At 46.2% G+C, this 16,967-nt stretch carries 15 protein-coding genes and 1 pseudogene; 9 read left to right on the forward strand and 7 right to left on the reverse strand.

The window, feature by feature from the left end:
- The 4 genes and pseudogenes from DN599_RS13875 to DN599_RS13890 all read right to left on the reverse strand — a co-directional run.
- A partial coding sequence (locus DN599_RS13875) for a transposase (protein ID WP_162599214.1) occupies positions 1 to 90 on the reverse strand: 90 nt, incomplete at its 3' end.
- Positions 91 to 155: 65 nt separating this feature from the next.
- A pseudogene (locus DN599_RS13880) lies at positions 156 to 329 on the reverse strand (hypothetical protein); the annotation flags it as partial.
- Positions 326 to 1,303, reverse strand: coding sequence for a type I-F CRISPR-associated endonuclease Cas1f (gene cas1f, locus DN599_RS13885; RefSeq protein WP_110458197.1), 978 nt, complete (start codon positions 1,301 to 1,303; stop codon positions 326 to 328). The pseudogene DN599_RS13880 and the gene cas1f, both read right to left, overlap by 4 nt.
- A gap of 128 nt (positions 1,304 to 1,431) precedes the next feature.
- On the reverse strand, positions 1,432 to 2,253 hold the full coding sequence (locus tag DN599_RS13890) for a BrxR family helix-turn-helix transcriptional regulator (RefSeq protein ID WP_204165138.1): 822 nt from the start codon (positions 2,251 to 2,253) through the stop codon (positions 1,432 to 1,434).
- 409 nt (positions 2,254 to 2,662) lie between these two features.
- Here DN599_RS13890 and DN599_RS13895 point away from each other — a divergent pair, with 409 nt between their 5' ends.
- Positions 2,663 to 2,923 (forward strand): YfhL family 4Fe-4S dicluster ferredoxin, encoded by a 261-nt coding sequence (locus DN599_RS13895; protein WP_110458198.1) that lies wholly within the window; start codon positions 2,663 to 2,665, stop codon positions 2,921 to 2,923.
- A 199-nt stretch (positions 2,924 to 3,122) separates the two neighbouring features.
- Here DN599_RS13895 and ubiT read toward each other — a convergent pair whose 3' ends face one another.
- Positions 3,123 to 3,635, reverse strand: a complete 513-nt coding sequence (ubiT, locus tag DN599_RS13900) for a ubiquinone anaerobic biosynthesis accessory factor UbiT (RefSeq protein ID WP_110458199.1) — start codon at positions 3,633 to 3,635, stop codon at positions 3,123 to 3,125.
- A 196-nt stretch (positions 3,636 to 3,831) separates the two neighbouring features.
- Here ubiT and ubiU point away from each other — a divergent pair, with 196 nt between their 5' ends.
- The gene (gene ubiU / locus DN599_RS13905) at positions 3,832 to 4,833 is read left to right on the forward strand and encodes a ubiquinone anaerobic biosynthesis protein UbiU (RefSeq protein WP_110458200.1); all 1,002 of its coding nucleotides are present in this window, start codon (positions 3,832 to 3,834) and stop codon (positions 4,831 to 4,833) included.
- An 18-nt stretch (positions 4,834 to 4,851) separates the two neighbouring features.
- Complete coding sequence (locus DN599_RS13910; protein WP_110458201.1) at positions 4,852 to 5,751, forward strand: U32 family peptidase; 900 nt, start codon at positions 4,852 to 4,854, stop codon at positions 5,749 to 5,751.
- On the opposite strand, the gene DN599_RS13915 is transcribed toward DN599_RS13910, so the two are convergent.
- Positions 5,748 to 6,452, reverse strand: a complete 705-nt coding sequence (locus tag DN599_RS13915) for a DUF998 domain-containing protein (protein WP_110458202.1) — start codon at positions 6,450 to 6,452, stop codon at positions 5,748 to 5,750. The two genes, DN599_RS13910 and DN599_RS13915, sit on opposite strands and share 4 nt — an antisense overlap.
- A 412-nt stretch (positions 6,453 to 6,864) precedes the next feature.
- On the opposite strand from DN599_RS13915, the gene DN599_RS13920 reads away from it, so the two are divergent.
- The 3 genes from DN599_RS13920 (at position 6,865) to DN599_RS13930 (ending at position 11,090) form a co-directional block, all read left to right on the forward strand.
- Positions 6,865 to 8,418 carry a methyl-accepting chemotaxis protein gene (locus DN599_RS13920; protein WP_110458203.1) on the forward strand — a complete coding sequence of 518 codons (1,554 nt, stop codon included), beginning with the start codon at positions 6,865 to 6,867 and terminating at the stop codon, positions 8,416 to 8,418.
- Positions 8,419 to 9,136: 718 nt separating this feature from the next.
- On the forward strand, positions 9,137 to 10,414 hold the full coding sequence (locus DN599_RS13925; RefSeq protein ID WP_110458455.1) for a YjiH family protein: 1,278 nt from the start codon (positions 9,137 to 9,139) through the stop codon (positions 10,412 to 10,414).
- A 271-nt stretch (positions 10,415 to 10,685) separates the two neighbouring features.
- On the forward strand, positions 10,686 to 11,090 hold the full coding sequence (locus tag DN599_RS13930; RefSeq protein ID WP_110458204.1) for a CBS domain-containing protein: 405 nt from the start codon (positions 10,686 to 10,688) through the stop codon (positions 11,088 to 11,090).
- A 106-nt stretch (positions 11,091 to 11,196) separates the two neighbouring features.
- Here DN599_RS13930 and DN599_RS13935 read toward each other — a convergent pair whose 3' ends face one another.
- Positions 11,197 to 12,555: an NCS2 family permease gene (locus tag DN599_RS13935; protein ID WP_110458205.1), complete on the reverse strand. Its 1,359-nt coding sequence runs from the start codon at positions 12,553 to 12,555 to the stop codon at positions 11,197 to 11,199.
- Between the two features lie 515 nt (positions 12,556 to 13,070).
- Here DN599_RS13935 and torE point away from each other — a divergent pair.
- Genes torE through torA form a run of 3 tightly spaced genes read left to right on the forward strand, consistent with a single transcriptional unit; the run spans position 13,071 to position 16,965 of the window.
- The gene (torE, locus tag DN599_RS13940; protein ID WP_110458206.1) at positions 13,071 to 13,241 is read left to right on the forward strand and encodes a trimethylamine N-oxide reductase system protein TorE; all 171 of its coding nucleotides are present in this window, start codon (positions 13,071 to 13,073) and stop codon (positions 13,239 to 13,241) included.
- Between the two features lie 39 nt (positions 13,242 to 13,280).
- Positions 13,281 to 14,459 (forward strand): pentaheme c-type cytochrome TorC, encoded by a 1,179-nt coding sequence (torC, locus tag DN599_RS13945; RefSeq protein ID WP_110458207.1) that lies wholly within the window; start codon positions 13,281 to 13,283, stop codon positions 14,457 to 14,459.
- Positions 14,460 to 14,472: 13 nt separating this feature from the next.
- Positions 14,473 to 16,965: a trimethylamine-N-oxide reductase TorA gene (gene torA, locus DN599_RS13950; protein ID WP_110458208.1), complete on the forward strand. Its 2,493-nt coding sequence runs from the start codon at positions 14,473 to 14,475 to the stop codon at positions 16,963 to 16,965.
- The last annotated feature ends 2 nt before the right edge of the window (positions 16,966 to 16,967 follow it).

Raw genomic sequence — 16,967 nt, forward strand, 5'->3', positions numbered from 1 at the left:
TTCTGCCACATCAGCGATTTTATAACCACGTTCAGTGACTTGTTTGACGGCTTCAATTTTGAACTCATCAGGATAACGTTTTCCGCGCATGTAACACCTCATATTTTTGGTTCATTATAACTCTATGAAGTGTCTATTGTTCTAGGGGCTTACCAGGCAGTGTTCTTGCTGGCAGTTTTACGCAGCATTTTTTTAACGGTGAGCAAACCATCTTCTGTTATAAGAGTCTGCCAGGTGTTATCGCCAATGCGATTGGCAAAGGCGTCCAGTACGCGGCGGGTTTTCTTGAGGGCGTTTTTCTCGCACTGGCTGACAAAGGTGACCATCATAGGTTTAGTGCCTCAACGTCTTCATTTGAATAGTTTTGTAAGGCGATTTGTTTAACCGTATCGAACATAAAATCAAGCGCTTTGTGGTCGGTAAAGGCTTGCAATACTTGTTGGCGAAATTCTTGCTCGGTGGCGTTTTCTTTGGCGCAAATAAACGCCCATGGCAACACTAGTGCATCTTTAATTAAATCGGCGACATCGAACACCAAGGCGCCGCGTCTGGTTTTGCCATGCATTACGGCGAAACCATGGGGGATGCCAAGTACCCACAAGCAACTTGCGGCAAGGCCATAAGCTAAGTAGTTGCCATGATTTAAGAAATCGTTGGCCTTATCTTGAGATTGGTGTTGTCTGGTAAAGTTGGCAAACTCAGTGTTGTTGGCGGCGTACTTATAAAGCACCTTGGTCAGTTGCGCCTCAGTCAGCAGTAAGTCCGATTGTTTTTCGGCAGCGTCGGTGCGGCTATGGAATGTGGCAAGTGCGCTTTGTATTACCGAACTCGTAAAGTCGAATCCTTCACCTTTTAAGTCGCGATCTCTTTGCCATACTTTTTCAATAAACTCGATACGCTGTTGCTGAAATATTTTGGCGACACTTAGGCGTTTTTCATCGTCAAACCAAAATTGCAGCCAACCATGAAGATATTCGGTAGGACGATATTCACTTTGCGGGGTAAACCATTCTACCTCACAAGCCATATACAGTGGGGTTCCTCCACCACCACAAAATCCAACTAAAACGCCAGCTTGAGCGAGCATTCGCATGGCGGCTTGGGTGATTGATGTGCCGTTTCCTAAAAGTAATACTGTGGTGTTAGCGATGGGGATATTGAAGTAAAGATTCTCTTTTTTCGCTTCGGTAAGATAAAGTACACGACCGTCTTTTTGCATCACACGGCAATATTCTAGGTAATACATATTGGCGCGTTTCGAATGCAATATTGTTTTTAAATCTGTCGGGCTAAAATCGTCCATGTGGTTCTCCATCTGCTAGGCGCTATACACTCTATTGCTAACTGATGAAGGCTGAAAGACTGTTAATAAGTACAGGTAAATTCAGTTGACATTCAGTAAGCTAAAACATGGGTAAATCAGATGAAGGCTTAAAAAACCCAAGGTTTAACGTCATCTGTATTTACCAAAATCCATTGTTGTGCTTCGGGAGTACCGTCCAGCATTTTTATATTCACGCGCATCTCTTGTAGGAGATAGTTGGCTAAGGCGGCACGAGTGCTAATGATCAATTGGCCATCGACTAGTTGATAATCGTTGGCTAATACACTTTGCTGTAGTGGCGATAAGCGAAGATCGGGCTTGAGCATAATCTCTATCTTGGTTTGCCAGGCTTGGTCTTGATTAATCGAATACTCAGAGCTCCCCAGCAGTTCGGTTTGATCGCGAAATCGGCTTAATACGAGATCGCGAAACCCTTGAGATTTTTCACAATAACCTCTGACATGCCATCTAAAGCCTGAATTAACAAAGGTGTGAGGATGGAAAATTCGGCCATCATTTTCAGGATGAGATAAAGAAACATAAGCCGCCTCGACACTTTTACCTTGTGTAATTGCCTGAACGAGCGTTCGAACAGCGCTAACGGAAACGGTGCGAGGTGGAATAGTTAAATGGGCAACGTGTGTCGGTTTTGCTTCTGTGGTCACTATCTGCCCCGTCGACCACCAGTTTAAGAACTGCCCCACATCACCAGAAATATAGTGGGCTTTAAAGCTAGGAGAAGGTACATACCCATGAGCATTCTTGATGAGATTATTGGGATATTGCTCACAATACTGTTTAAGATCACTGTATGCCTGCTGACGACTAATACTCAGCTCAGTGACTAACTGCTTGTTGGTTATCGAACCTTGCCACCAGGCAAGCAACTCGAGTAATAAAAAGCGTTCACGGGACAAATCCTTTGCCATTGACATCTTCCTCAACAAAATTGACTTCTATAATCAAGAGAACCCAAACAATAGTCAATAAATTATACACTTAACTGTGATGGAGGAATATAAACACTCGTGAGGTTATGTATCGCGACAGAAAGTCTCCCGTTTGCTAAGTACGCGTTTGTATACGGATAGACTAGGTTTAGCCAGACCCTGTGATACAATAGCTTTCAAGGTTATTTCTCCAGTCAATTTAATATAAAACTCTTCAAAAATGATGAAGTGTGGCACTGACCCCAGCCAAGTTTGTGTGGCTATTTTATATTACTGAAAATTAACATAACGCAACGGCATATTTTCGGTCGAACGTAATATATCTTCAACCATCAACATTTTGCGAAACTGATTGTTATAATAAAGAAATTTGAGGCACAACAAATAAATGGCATTACTGATAGACGATAGCTGCATTAACTGCGACATGTGTGAGCCTGAGTGCCCAAACCAAGCGATCACCATGGGCGAGGAGATCTACGAGATAGATCCAGACCTGTGTACCGAATGCGTTGGCCATTATGATAAGCCCACCTGTGTGTCGGTATGCCCTATCGATTGTATCGACCCAGATCCACAACATATTGAGTCTGATGAAGCGCTGTTGCTGAAGTATCACTTGATCACCGGTAAACCGCTAAGCGAGTGATTAACTCACCCCATTAATGACGCAACATTATAAAAAAAAGCGAAGTGTGACACTTCGCCTTTTTATTAACCGCAGGCTGTGCTCAAGTGCGATCTTGCAAACAATGATACAAAAATTGAGCACTTCACTCGCCTATCGTTTGGCTTATCTCAACTTGATTTAGGCTTGAGTTGCCGAAGCTGGCAGGCAGATCTGGATGTTATGCCCAGCGCGCATCGGCTTGACGCTGCAGTTGCTCAAGCAGCGAAGCCAAAGCGGTTAGCCCTTCTCTAGCCAATCTTGGCATAGTGTCAAACTCAATGCTCAATAATAAATTTTTCACCTCAAGTCCCAATTCGGTATCGCCCTCGATAGCCAATTGACGTTGGAAAAATAACGTATCGGGATCTTCTTTGCCGGCGGCAATCAATACCAACTCTTTGCTGCGGCCACTAAATGTCACCTCCGCCTTCGCGGGCGCTCGAACCACAAAGTGTTTATCAAAGCTGACATCAAAACTCAGCTTCATATCAACAATATCGATGTTAACCCAGCGCTGCTGAAGAAAATGCAGCTCATCATCCTCGATTTGCTCCGCCATTAACAAGTTCAACAGCTTTTCTAATACGCGCGCCTTTACGGCAAAAGGCACTATAGTTAACGGCTTGGCCATCACCTGAGGACCAAATTGCAACAGATGTTGAGCGGTATTGGCTAGCACACTTTTTTGCATAGCGTGAATAACTCCTTATGCAAGCGTGATCAACTCGCGTCAACCCCGCTTAATATTAATGATCGATTCGGCTTTCACCCCGAAAGTGAGAGATAATTCAATTTTACCCAGCTTTTATGATCACAAACCTGTTTTACATCAACATATAGGCGGCCATTCCCTTTTACACTGCACACTTTTTAAGAAAGAGGCAGTTATGGAGCTCTTATGCCCTGCGGGGAACTTAGCCGCATTGAAAGTAGCACTCAATGCGGGTGCCGATGCGATTTATGTAGGCCTTAAAGATGACACCAATGCGCGCTCGTTTGCCGGCTTAAACTTTACCCCCAAGAAACTGGTGCAGGCGGTGCAATACACTCATAGCTTGGGAAAAAAGTTATTTTTGACCATCAATACGTTTCCTCAACCGGGGGAAGAACAGCGTTGGTATCAGGCTATCGATATCGCCGCCGATCTTGGCGTCGATGCCTTAATTGTCGCCGATTTATCGCTACTCGATTACGCCCATAGCCGCTATCCTCACCTGCCACTGCACTTATCGGTGCAAGCCAGCGCCACCAATCTTGGCGCCTTAAGCCTCTATAAACGCGAGTTTAATATTGAGCGAGCCGTGTTACCACGAGTGTTATCGATGAAACAGGTACGCGACCTTGCTAAGGTGACGCCAGTAGATCTGGAGGTGTTTGCCTTTGGTAGCTTGTGCATCATGGCCGAAGGGCGTTGCCACCTTTCCTCCTATGTTACTGGACAATCGCCCAACACTGGTGGCTCCTGCTCACCTGCTAACGCGGTGCGCTGGCAAGAGGTTGGTGATCAACGCTTAACGCGCCTAAACGAAGTGCTTATTGATAAGTCCAATATTAACGAACAGATGGGCTACCCCGTGGTGTGTAAGGGGCGTTATATCACTGCAGAAAACAAGCAAGCGAGCCATCTCTTAGAATCGCCCACCAGCCTTAATACCCTCAGTTTATTGCCAGAGCTGGCAAAGGCGAACGTGGCCTCTCTTAAAATCGAGGGGCGCCAACGTAGTCCTGCCTATGTAGAGCAAGTCACTCGCGTTTGGCGTCAGGCTATCGACACCTTTTTACATCATCCCGAGGCCTATACGACCCAAGCTCAGTGGGACAAGGCGTTAGCCAAGGTCTCCGAAGGTCAGGTTACGACACTTGGAGCCTATGAGCGCACTTGGCAGTAGCCAATAACAGGAGCACATATGAACATATCTTTAGGCCCTATTCAATATTGCTGGTCAAAGGCGCAGGTCAGCGCGTTTTATCAACAAGCAGCCAGTAGCGACATAGAACTGATCTATTTAGGTGAAACCGTCTGTAGCCGTCGCCGCCAACTGAAATTTAGCGACTACCTTGAGCTAGCTCAGATGCTCAGGGCATCGGGTAAACAGGTGGTACTCTCTACCCTGGCGCTGATTGAAGCCCAATCGGAATTTACAGCTTTAAAACAGCAAATCGATAATGGTGAGTTTATGGTTGAAGCCAACGATATGGGCGCCGTCGAGGTAGCGAAATCACTCGGACTACCTTTTATCTGCGGGCCAAGTATTAACAACTATAATGCGGCAAGTTTGCAGAAATTAGCCGCGTGGGGAATGCAACGATTTGTTATGCCACTGGAGCTATCGAAGCACTGGCTCGAACGAGTATTAACCGACTTGGCCCCAAGGCAGATAGAGGTGGAAGTCTTTGGTCATGGCTACATGCCACTGGCACACTCGGCACGCTGTTTTACCGCGCGCCAACAGGGATTAACTAAAGACAGCTGCCAAACCATCTGTATTGACTATCCGCAAGGTGTATTGGCGCAAACCCAAGAGTCGCAGCCACTGCTGCGACTTAATGGCATTCAAACTCAATCGGCCAGTTATATTGACTTAAGTGACCAACAACGAGTGATGCAGCATTTAGGGGTCGACTATTTTAGGGTTTCCCCCAGTAGCTTGGCCTCGATTGACTTAGCTAATAACTTAACCAAAAGCTTAGCCAAAAACTTGGCCACCAAGGGAGACTCTGTTGTGAGCCAAGATAACGGCAGTGAAACCAACTTAGCCTGTAATGGATACTGGTTTGGCCAAGCGGGATTTGAACAAGGGCGCTAGTCACGCATAGGGCGTTGTGTCCACACCAAGGCCGCACTCCAACCAAGAAACAGCAGTAACGCTAACCACTCAAGGATGGCGGGCCACCAAAATTCAGGGCGTGGCTCGATCATCATCATCCCATGGTAAAATGCTTGGCCACTATTAATTAAGCTGCTATCAACTTGTGCAAGGAAAACAAACAAGCCAAATACGGCGATACACAGCAGGCTCAATACACTGCTGCCTTGATAAGCAAAACGCTTAGGGGGATTTCCCGCCAATCTTGCGCCCTGCCATAAATAACCTAAGTAACAACCGATACTCAACAGTGAAAAATAAAAGAAATATTCAATGCCTAAGGTGTGTAAGTGATACACATTGATGGGAAATAACCCCGTGATAGCCAGAGAGAGCATGGCTAAAATCAGCAATAACAAGCAGGGATACAGCAATGGACGGTCGCAACGTTGCAGTGAAAATAAACAAAATAACACCAAACTCAAGCTACCAAAAAACAGCCCACCATTAAACACTACCGCTAATTGAGAATGACCATATTGGCCCAGTTCACTTAATGAAAAATTAAAAAAACTAAAACCATTACCGTTAAAGTCATTAAATCCCAACGACGCCACAAGTAAGCTAAGTACATGTAGAATAATGCCCAGCATGCCAAATCTAAATCCCAGTACTGATAGTTTTCGCTGTGATGAATTCATAGTCTGTTGATAATGCAATGCTGTCGTCCTACTAGGTTATATGGAATTGAAATTTTTTGCCGAGCTTTGACGCATATTTTCATTAACAACCTTAGCAACATTACCACAACAACCATGACGACACTTTATAACCTTAATCGCCGCAACAACACGAATAACCTTATAAAATCGAGGGTAAACGAATATACGTGACATCATCATCGAGTCAATACTTTTTATTAGAGTAAGATCAAAATCTTAGCATTTACTTTACGCGCCACATCTCACTACAAATAGTTTTGTGAGATAGCTAACAAATTAGTGATATGCCTGTTAGAATGCCAATGAATTTTTTATTACGCCACCAACCACTTACCAGATAATCGACTAAAAAAAAGACTGGAGATGGCGACTTGATGAAGACCTCCCTTACATGACAACATCTAAACATCATCAGCCCTCGGCATCCACACGAGAGGTTAAGCTTAATGATAATGACGAGCTCATTTCGAGCACTGATCCCCGTGGAATGATCACCTATGTTAATCAAGCCTTCATTAACATATCCGGCTACAATGAATCTGAGTTACTGGGCCAGCATCACAACATGGTGCGCCATCCCGATATGCCCGCGGCGGCATTTGCCGATCTTTGGCAAAAATTAAAAGCCGGTCAATCGTGGCGTGGAATGGTAAAAAATCGTTGTAAAGATGGTTCATTTTATTGGGTCGATGCCTTTGTATCACCTATGTATGAGCAAGGTAAACTCATTGGTTATCAGTCTGTACGAGTTAAACCCGATGCCCAAAAAATCAACAATGCGCAGACCTTATATCGACAAATAAACCAAGGTAAAACGATAAAAGATCCACTGTCATTAATGCAAAAGCGCATCATCTCAGCAGTCGTGACTACCCTAGGCCTCGCATTAGCCGGTTATATTTTAGGTTGGCAGACGATTTTAGTTGGATTGACACTAATCGGCTTGAATTTAGTCATTTTTTACGATGAGGCCTTTAGGATCCCTACCCAGTTAATGGCGATGAAACAAGAGTATGACTCTATCAGTCGCTTTGTCTATTGCGGTAAAGACTCCTCCTCCTTGCTTAAATTCCAGATATTAATGAAAGATGCCAAGATGCAAGGGGTATTGGGGAAAAACCAGGATAGCGCCGATAAGATCACCGATATCACGAATCAACTGATTGTTGCAGTTAACCAAACCCACAGCGGTATCGATAAAGAACATCAAGAAATTGAGCAGATGGCCAGCGCCATGGAGGAGATGGGAGCAACACTCAATGAAGTGGTGAGTAATATCCAATCGACATCAAATCATATCGACGACACTTACCAAGTTTGTCACGATAACCGTAACAAAATGCAGCAAAACAGCCAAGATATCGACTCGCTCACCCAGAACGTTACCCATGTGGCACAAAATACGCAGCTGTTACACCAAGAAGCCCAACAGGTGGCCAATGCCATGGGGGAAATTGATGCTATCGCCGAGCAAACCAATTTACTCGCACTCAATGCCGCTATCGAAGCCGCGAGAGCGGGCGAGCAGGGACGCGGCTTTGCTGTGGTGGCCGACGAAGTTAGGGCACTGTCGAGCCGCACTAAGGTATCCACCACCAGCATATCGCAAAGCGTCGACAAGATGTTTAAGATGCTCAGCGACTGGAGCGAAGAGATGCGCCAAAGCCAACGCTTGGCAGAACACTGCGCCCAGCAAACAGAGTCTTCGGCGATAAAACTCGATGAGCTCTACACATCAATCAGCAGTATCCATGAATTTGCCCAGCACAATGCCGTCGCGGCTCAACAACAGATGCAAGTGGTACAAGAACTTAATCAAGGAATTAACCAGATCACTCTGGCATCGAATAATAATTTAGATGCGTTAACCAGCGTTGAAGACTCAATTTCTGAACTAAAAATTAACGCGGATAAAGCCAAGAGCTTAAGGCAAACCTTCGGGTAACCTAAGGTCGACAATGGACATGCGCTTGTGTACTGGCATCTGGTTTGATGCATTACAAATGTCAATAACAAGCAAATCTAGATTGAGCCGCAGGCCCTGCCACGGCTCAATCTATTTGGCCTATGCCACTGTGCTTCGCCACATGCCTCTCCCCTAATCTACCACTTAACTCGATACAGACTCCGGATCTACCCAATGCTGCAATCAGGTCATATATGCCCGCGGCTAATCGTCCGGTAAAAGCGGCAGACTGATTGACTCGCTCAGCCTCCGATTAGTGGGGAAACCAGATCCAGCACAAGCCTGCATTTCTCCCACACGCTAACACTAGGCGCGACTTATAACACTTTTCGTAGCGCAAGCGATATAAAACCAAGCGATAACATCACTTTAATCATTATTTAACCAAAAAGTACATGGTGCAAATACGACTTTTTTGAGTACAATATAAATAGTCATAAAGTGCAAATAACTATGCTACAGCAGTTAGTCACAAGATTGCGCATTAAATGGTTTTACATCACTGGACTTAGGCGGTAATCTCCGTCGATTAGATGAATGGATATTCATTATAAATTACATTATGGATTCAATATTTAATTCTTGCCGTTGTACAGACAGCGTAATTTAAGGCAAAAAAGTGGCTAAAAAACAAAAAACTAACATAAAAACGTTACTTACATTTCTCATCCCTTCGCTGATCGGCTTGTTACTGTTTATGACACCGATTAGCTATCAAGATGCGATCACCATTCCTATCGCTATCGTATCAAAAGGATTACAAAGCTTATTAGGCGATGCCCTAACTGGCATAGTGACCTTTATCGTGGTCATTACCGCTATCGCGACGCTCATCTGCAAATTGCTCAAACCTAATGTTTTAAAACAGCATCACTTTATCAATGCATTACTTAACGTAAACCCTATGTGGGCTATCGTTCGCATCATTGGTGCAGTCTTCATTGTATTGACCTACATGGGCATAGGTCCTGAAGCTATCCGCTCAGGGAATACAGGCGCCTTAGTACTGAATGACCTGCTACCCGTATTATTTTGCGTATTTATTTTTGCCGGCATGTTATTGCCTTTACTACTTAACTTCGGCTTACTGGAGCTATTTGGCACCTTATTAACCAAAATTATGCGCCCCGTATTTAACTTGCCAGGTCGCAGCGCCATTGATTGTATGGCCTCTTGGCTTGGCGATGGCAGTGTCGGCATTTTAATGACCAGTAAACAATATGAAGCCCGCCTTTATACTCAACGCGAAGCGGCTGTGATCGGCACCACCTTCTCGGCGGTTTCAATCACCTTCTCTTTAGTGGTAATTTCTCAAGTAAAATTAGAGCATCTGTTTGCACCATTTTACTTAACCGTATGTTTGGCTGGTATTGTCGCGGCGGTTATCGTGCCTAAATTGCCACCACTGAGTTGGAAAAAAGATCACTATATTGACGATACACCACGTCATCCTGACGATGAAGTCGTGCCACACGGTAAGGGCGTTTTCGCTTGGAGTTTTGAGCAAGCGATGGCTAAAGCGGCACATGCGCAAGGCGTATCGCACACCCTAAAAGATGGCCTAAAAAATGTCATCGATATGGTATTTGGCGTGCTCCCTGTTGTCATGGCTATCGGGACAATCGCATTGATGATCGCCGAATATACACCGCTGTTCGACTACCTTGGCATGCCATTTATCCCACTGCTAGAGTTACTGCAAATTCCAGAAGCAGGCGAGGCGTCTAAAACCATTATGGTTGGCTTTGCGGATATGTTTATCCCCTCGATTTTAGCCAGTTCAATCGAATCTGACATGACACGTTTTATTATCGCCGCCCTGTCGGTCACCCAGCTTATCTATATGAGTGAAGTGGGCGCCTTGTTGATAGGCAGTAAGATCCCGGTCAACATTGTCGAGTTGTTTGTGGTGTTTATTTTAAGAACACTGGTTACCCTGCCTGTTATTGCCGGTGTTGCACATCTTATCTTCTAAGGCATTCGACACATAAAAACCTAACATCAGCCTAGGACCGCCTGGGCTGATTTATCCCCCGCTCAATAACACAGCTGCAATCGTAGCCCTCATCCAAAGCCATACCACCATATAACCCAGTAGTCATTGCCCTGCCGTCATCGTTAAAAATACCGCGCGATGGTTAGGGCCTGTTCTCAATGATGAGCTCATCAATCGCCTCAGCAAACATGTTGATTTGTTGAAATGTTAATTGTCTGTTATAAATAGCATAAACATAAGGAAATAGACTATGAGCGTCACTGTTGCCGACATTATGAGCACCCGAGTCGTCACTATCGACATGGATGATCGACTCACCATAGTCAAAGAGATTTTTGACAGTGCGCCCTTTCACCATCTCTTGGTGGTTGAAAACGATAAGCTGCAAGGGGTGTTATCTGAGCGAGATTACCTGCGCACATTGAGCCCGCATATTGGCGCGATCAACGAAACCGAGCGCGATGTTGAAACGTTGCAGCGCCGAGCTCATCAGGTCATGACACGCAACCCCATCACTACCTCCCCCGAGTGCTCCTTACATGCGGCTTCTCGGTTATTGCTGCTGCACAATATTGGTTCACTGCCGGTGTTAACACAGGGTCAGATTGTCGGTATTGTCACCTGGAAAGATCTACTACGCGCTTACAGCCAATAAAAAAGACGAAAGGATATTTCGTCTTTTTGAGTGGCATCTTTTTTATGTACTGAGGGGACACCCAGCTACATCTGCATGTTTGACAGATTTTGGTATCTACAAAGGTTTAAATCGCCCAGCCACCGAGATAGAAAACCACTAAACCGATAGTGATCGCTAACACACCCGGTTTGATGGCACGCCATTCGCCGCTGCACAATCTGCCAATCACTAACGTAACAAAGCCCAGCATGATCCCAGTGACAATGTTACAACTTAAAATGATAAATACCGCACAGGTTAACCCAGCCATAGCATCGACTTTATCGTCAAAATTAAGCTTGGTCACATTGCTCAACATCAACAATCCCACATACATCAATGCAGGTGCGGTGGCGTAGGCTGGCACTAAATAACTTAGCGGCGCCAGGAACATCATCAGTAAGAAGAGTACACCAACAATGGTCGCTGTCAGGCCAGTTTTACCACCTGCGGCGGTTCCTGCGGCCGATTCAATATACACTGCAGCAGGCGCGCCGCCCACTGCACCGGCAAAGATACTGCTTACCGAGTCAGAGGTCAGCGCCTTACCGCCACCGACAATATTATCGTCTTTATCGAGTAATTCGGCTTGCCCCGCCACCGCACGGATAGTCCCAGTGGCATCAAAAATGGCCGTCATCACTAACGCCAACACAATAGGTAACACGACTGGATTTAACGCCCCCATAATATCGAGCTGACCAATTAATGATTTGTCAGACATCAGATCAGGTAAGGCAAACAAGCCTTGATAGGTCACCGAAGGGTCAAACAAGAGACCAAATACCGACAGGGCGATAATCACCAACAAAATTCCACCGGGCACACCGCGGCGCTCAAGGCCGATGGTGGCCGCCAAGCCGATAATGGTGGCAAGCACAGGTAAGCTATGAATATCGCCTAACTTCACCGGTAAACCCGCATCGTTGGCGACAATAAGCTGGACACTGTTGGTGGCAATAAGCAGGAGAAATAAGCCGATACCAATACCCGTACCGTGAGCAATACCTTTAGGCAGATTGGTTAGTACCCACTGACGAATCCCAGTCACACTCACTAGTGTAAACACTATCCCCATTAAAAAGATGGCGCCTAACGTAACCGGAATCGAGATCCCTTGGCCCAACACCATGCTAAACGCGGTGAAGGCGGTCAACGAGATAGCGCAGCCAATCGCCATCGGCAGGTTAGCCCACAGCCCCATTAACAATGAGCCAAATGCAGCGATTAAACAGGTCGCAACAAAGACCGCGCCGGCATCAAAGCCTGCGCTGCCGAGCATATTAGGCACCACAATGACCGAGTAAACCATGGCCAAGAAGGTGGTAAATCCGGCTATCACTTCTTGCTTTACGTTACTGCCACGGGCAGAAATAGCAAAAAAACGATCTAACATCGAACCTGTAGGTACAGCAGGGGTATCGAGAGTCTGTTCAGACTTCATAATTATTTACCTTTATTGTTCTCTTAGTTTTACAAGGTTATGGCAGTGAGGATCCCGCTCAACACTATCGGGTTAGAGAACCACCGAGTACTTGTGACGTACCTTACGTGCGCTGCAAGCTTACACATTGAATGCAAAGCCAAGAGGTGCTCGGTTAACCGAACGCTCACATAACCTAGGTTGGCGCGAATTTTACAGGAAAGCTGACACGATAAACTAGCGTAAATTAACAAATCATGAGATCTTTTTATTTTCGGCTAATTGCCCCACCCACGGCGGAATTAGCAGGATATTAAGCACACGTCGCACCTGCGATGACACTCGTTCAATACGTGGATGACTCATTTTAAATCATAACCTTATACTTGATTAACTTAACTCTTCATATCAGCAGAATTAATTTTCATATTTTTTCATAAGTTGTCGATGTTCATTCATCCTAGGTGTGACAGCCATTAACAACCCTCCTCTAATATTGTAGCCATAGACAAAGATCACCACTAAGAGAGCAGATCATGGCAGAACAAGATTTAGCGACTAAACCCAGTCAGGTGAAATCCAAAGAGCTTAAGGCGCTGGGCTTCATCATTTTTTTACTGTTTCCCATTTTAACGATTAGCGGCATAGGGGCTTATGGCTTTGTCATTTGGATGATCCAAGCGTTTGGCGGCATCGTCTCTCACTAAGTTAAATAATTACCTGATCTATTTTTTAAGGATGCTGTTATGAAGTGGTTTATTACTATCTGGCGCACGCTAAACAAGCCCGCCAAGTACCTCACCTTAGGTACCATCAGTTTGTCTGCCTTTCTCATGGGCATTATTTTCTGGGGTGGTTTTAATACCGCACTGGAAATGACTAATACCGAAGCGTTTTGCATTAGCTGTCACAGCATGGAAAGCAAGCCATACCAAGAGCTACAACAAACGGTGCATTGGTCAAATCACTCTGGGGTGCGAGCCACCTGCCCTGACTGCCATGTGCCACACAACTGGACGCGTAAAATTGCCCGTAAGATGGAAGCCTCTCACGATGTCTGGGGCTGGTTGCTACAAACGGTCAACACAGATGAAAAATTTGAAGCTAAACGGCTTGAAATGGCTAGCCGCGAATGGAAACGATTCGATCGCGACGACTCGTTAGCCTGTAAAAATTGCCACGACTATGCCTCAATGAAATGGGAAAGCATGTCAAAACTGGCGCAAAAACAGATGAAACGCGCCGCTGAAATCGATCAAAGCTGTGTTGATTGCCATAAAGGTATTGCTCACAAACTGCCTGATATGGGTACCTCTCGCGCACCTGAACTCATCGCTCAAGTGGGTTCTGGCGAGAGCAGCCTACAAGTGGGTGGCACCTATTTCACCGCGCTCACCAAACCGCTCTACTTTAATGGCACCACAGATGTCGAAGCCGGCACGCTCAACATCGCCACTAAAGTGACGGTACTCGAAACCCAAGGCGACCGCGTTAAAGTCGGCATCGATGGCTGGCGTAAAAAAGTGGGGGCTGGCCGGGTGATCTACTACGATTTTGGTCTCAATATCTTGTCGGCACAACTGTCAAAAGAAGCTGCCCTGGAAGAGGGGGTCATGGAAATTTTCGAGCAGAAAGAAGATCCAATGACCGGTCTACAGTGGCAACGAGTCGAGGCCAAGATTTGGACCGAGAAAGATTTCCTCGTCAAAGATTTACAACCCCTATGGGACTATGCACGTGAGACTTATTCCACCAGTTGTAGCGTCTGTCATACCCAACCAGACGAAGCACATTTCGACGCCAACACTTGGCCCGGCATGTTCCAAGGCATGATAGCGTTCGTCAACATGGACCAAGACACTCAAGCGTTAGTGCAAAAATACTTGCAAGAACATTCATCTACTTTCGATAAGTCGGCGCACTAAAAAGGATATCAACATGAACAGAAGAGATTTTCTTAAGGGCCTTGCAGCCACCTCTTATGTGACCCTCAGTGGTGCGTCAGTATTGGCCCCCCTTAATGCCCTCGCCAACACAGGCGCCAACGCCAATGATGGCTGGTTAACAACCGGGTCGCACTTTGGTGCATTTAAGATGAAACGTAAAAATGGCGTTATCGATCAGGTGATTCCATTTGACCGAGACCAATATCCAACCGATATGATTAACGGTATTAAAGGCTTGGTCTACAATCCATCTCGAGTTCGTTACCCTATGGTGCGATTAGACTTTTTGCTTAACGGCCATAAGAGTGACACCAGCCAACGTGGTGATTTTCGCTTTGTACGTGTGACCTGGGATAAGGCCTTGTCACTGTTTAAAGATTCACTCGATGAAGTGCAAACTAAATATGGTCCCTCAGGCCTACACGCTGGCCAAACGGGCTGGCGCGCCACAGGCCAACTGCACTCTTGTACCAGCCATATGCAACGCGCTGTGGGCATGCACGGTAACTTCATCAAAAAAATCGGTGACTACTCAACCGGAGCCGGTCAAACCATCATGCCTTATGTGCTCGGCTCGACCGAGGTTTATGCTCAGGGCACCTCATGGCAATTGATCCTGCAAGAGTCCAACACCATTATTTTATGGTCAAATGATCCCTATAAAAACCTACAGGTCGGCTGGAACGCCGAGACTCATGAGTCATTTGCTTACCTTGCGCAACTTAAAGAAAAAGTGAAACAAGGCAAGATCCGAGTGATCAGCATAGATCCTGTGGTCACCAAAACCCAAAAATACTTGGGTTGTGAACAGCTATATGTCAATCCGCAGACCGATGTCGCCTTAATGCTGGGGATCGCCCACGAAATGGTGAGCCAAAACTTGCATGATAAATCGTTTATCGAAGGCTATAGCTTAGGGTTCGATCAATTCCTTCCCTATCTTATGGGTGAGTCTGACGGTGTACCAAAAACCCCCGAGTGGGCCAGTAAGATCTGCGGTGTTAGCCAAGAGATCATCCGCGATCTTGCCAAGGTGATGACCGCAGGACGCACCCAAATCATGATGGGCTGGTGTATTCAGCGCCAACAACATGGCGAGCAGCCCTATTGGATGGCCGCCGTACTCGCCACTATGATAGGCCAAATTGGCTTACCGGGCGGTGGCATCAGCTATGGTCATCACTATTCGGGTATTGGTGTGCCGTCATCGGGAGCCGCAGCGCCGGGCGCGTTTCCGCGTAACCTCGATGAAGGCCAAAAGCCGTTATTTGATAACAATGACTTTAAGGGCGCCAGTAGCACTATTCCGGTCGCACGCTGGATTGATGCCATCTTAGAGCCAGGCAAAACCATTGAAGCCAATGGTTCTAAAGTCACCTATCCAGACATTAAGATGATGGTGTTCTCCGGTAACAACCCTTGGAATCACCACCAAGATCGCAACCGCATGAAACGCGCATTTCACAAACTCGAATGTGTCGTCACCATAGATACCAACTGGACAGCCACTTGCCGCTTCTCTGATATCGTGCTGCCAGCCTGTACCACCTTTGAGCGCAACGATCTGGATGTGTATGGCAGTTATGCCAACCGTGGGATCTTGGCAATGCAAAAGATGGTTGAACCACTGTATGAAAGCTTGTCTGATTTTGAGATATTCACCCGCTTTGCCACCTTAATGGGCAAAGGAGAGCAATACACTCGTGGCATGAGTGAGTTTGACTGGCTCAAAAAACTGTATAACGACTGTAAAGCCGATAACGACGGTAATTTTGCCATGCCTGACTTTGATACCTTCTGGCAACAAGGTTATGTCCACTTTGGCGAGGGCGAGCCATGGACACGTCATGCCGACTTTAGAGATGACCCTGAAATCAACCCGCTGGGTACACCTTCGGGCTTAATTGAAATTTTCAGTCGTAAAATAGCGCAATTTAATTACGATGATTGTCCCGGTCACCCCACATGGATAGAAAAAACAGAGCGCAGCCATGGGGGCCCGGGTTCAGATAAACACCCGATTTGGCTGCAATCTTGCCACCCAGACCATCGCCTGCATTCACAGATGTGCGAATCAGAACAATACCGGGCCACGTATACGGTTCAAGGCCGTGAGCCTGTATTCCTTAATCCGCTCGACGCTAAGCAGCGCGGCATTAAAGATGGGGATATCGTGCGGGTATTTAATGACCGTGGCCAACTGCTTGCCGGTGCGGTGGTGTCTAACCGCTTCCCTCAAGGCATAGTGCGCATCCAAGAAGGCGCTTGGTATGGCCCTGTCGGTAAAGATGGTAGCAAGCAAGGAGGCAACGAAATTGGTGCATTGTGCAGCTATGGCGATCCTAATACCTTGACTCAGGATATCGGAACCTCAAAATTGGCCCAAGCCTGTTCGGCCTACACCTGTTTGGTCGAATTTGAGCGTTATCAAGGTAAAGTGCCTGAGGTCAGCTCATTTAGCGGCCCTATCGAAACGCTGATTTAGGT

Source organism: Shewanella algidipiscicola, assembly GCF_900380485.1.
Lineage (GTDB): Bacteria > Pseudomonadota > Gammaproteobacteria > Enterobacterales > Shewanellaceae > Shewanella > Shewanella algidipiscicola.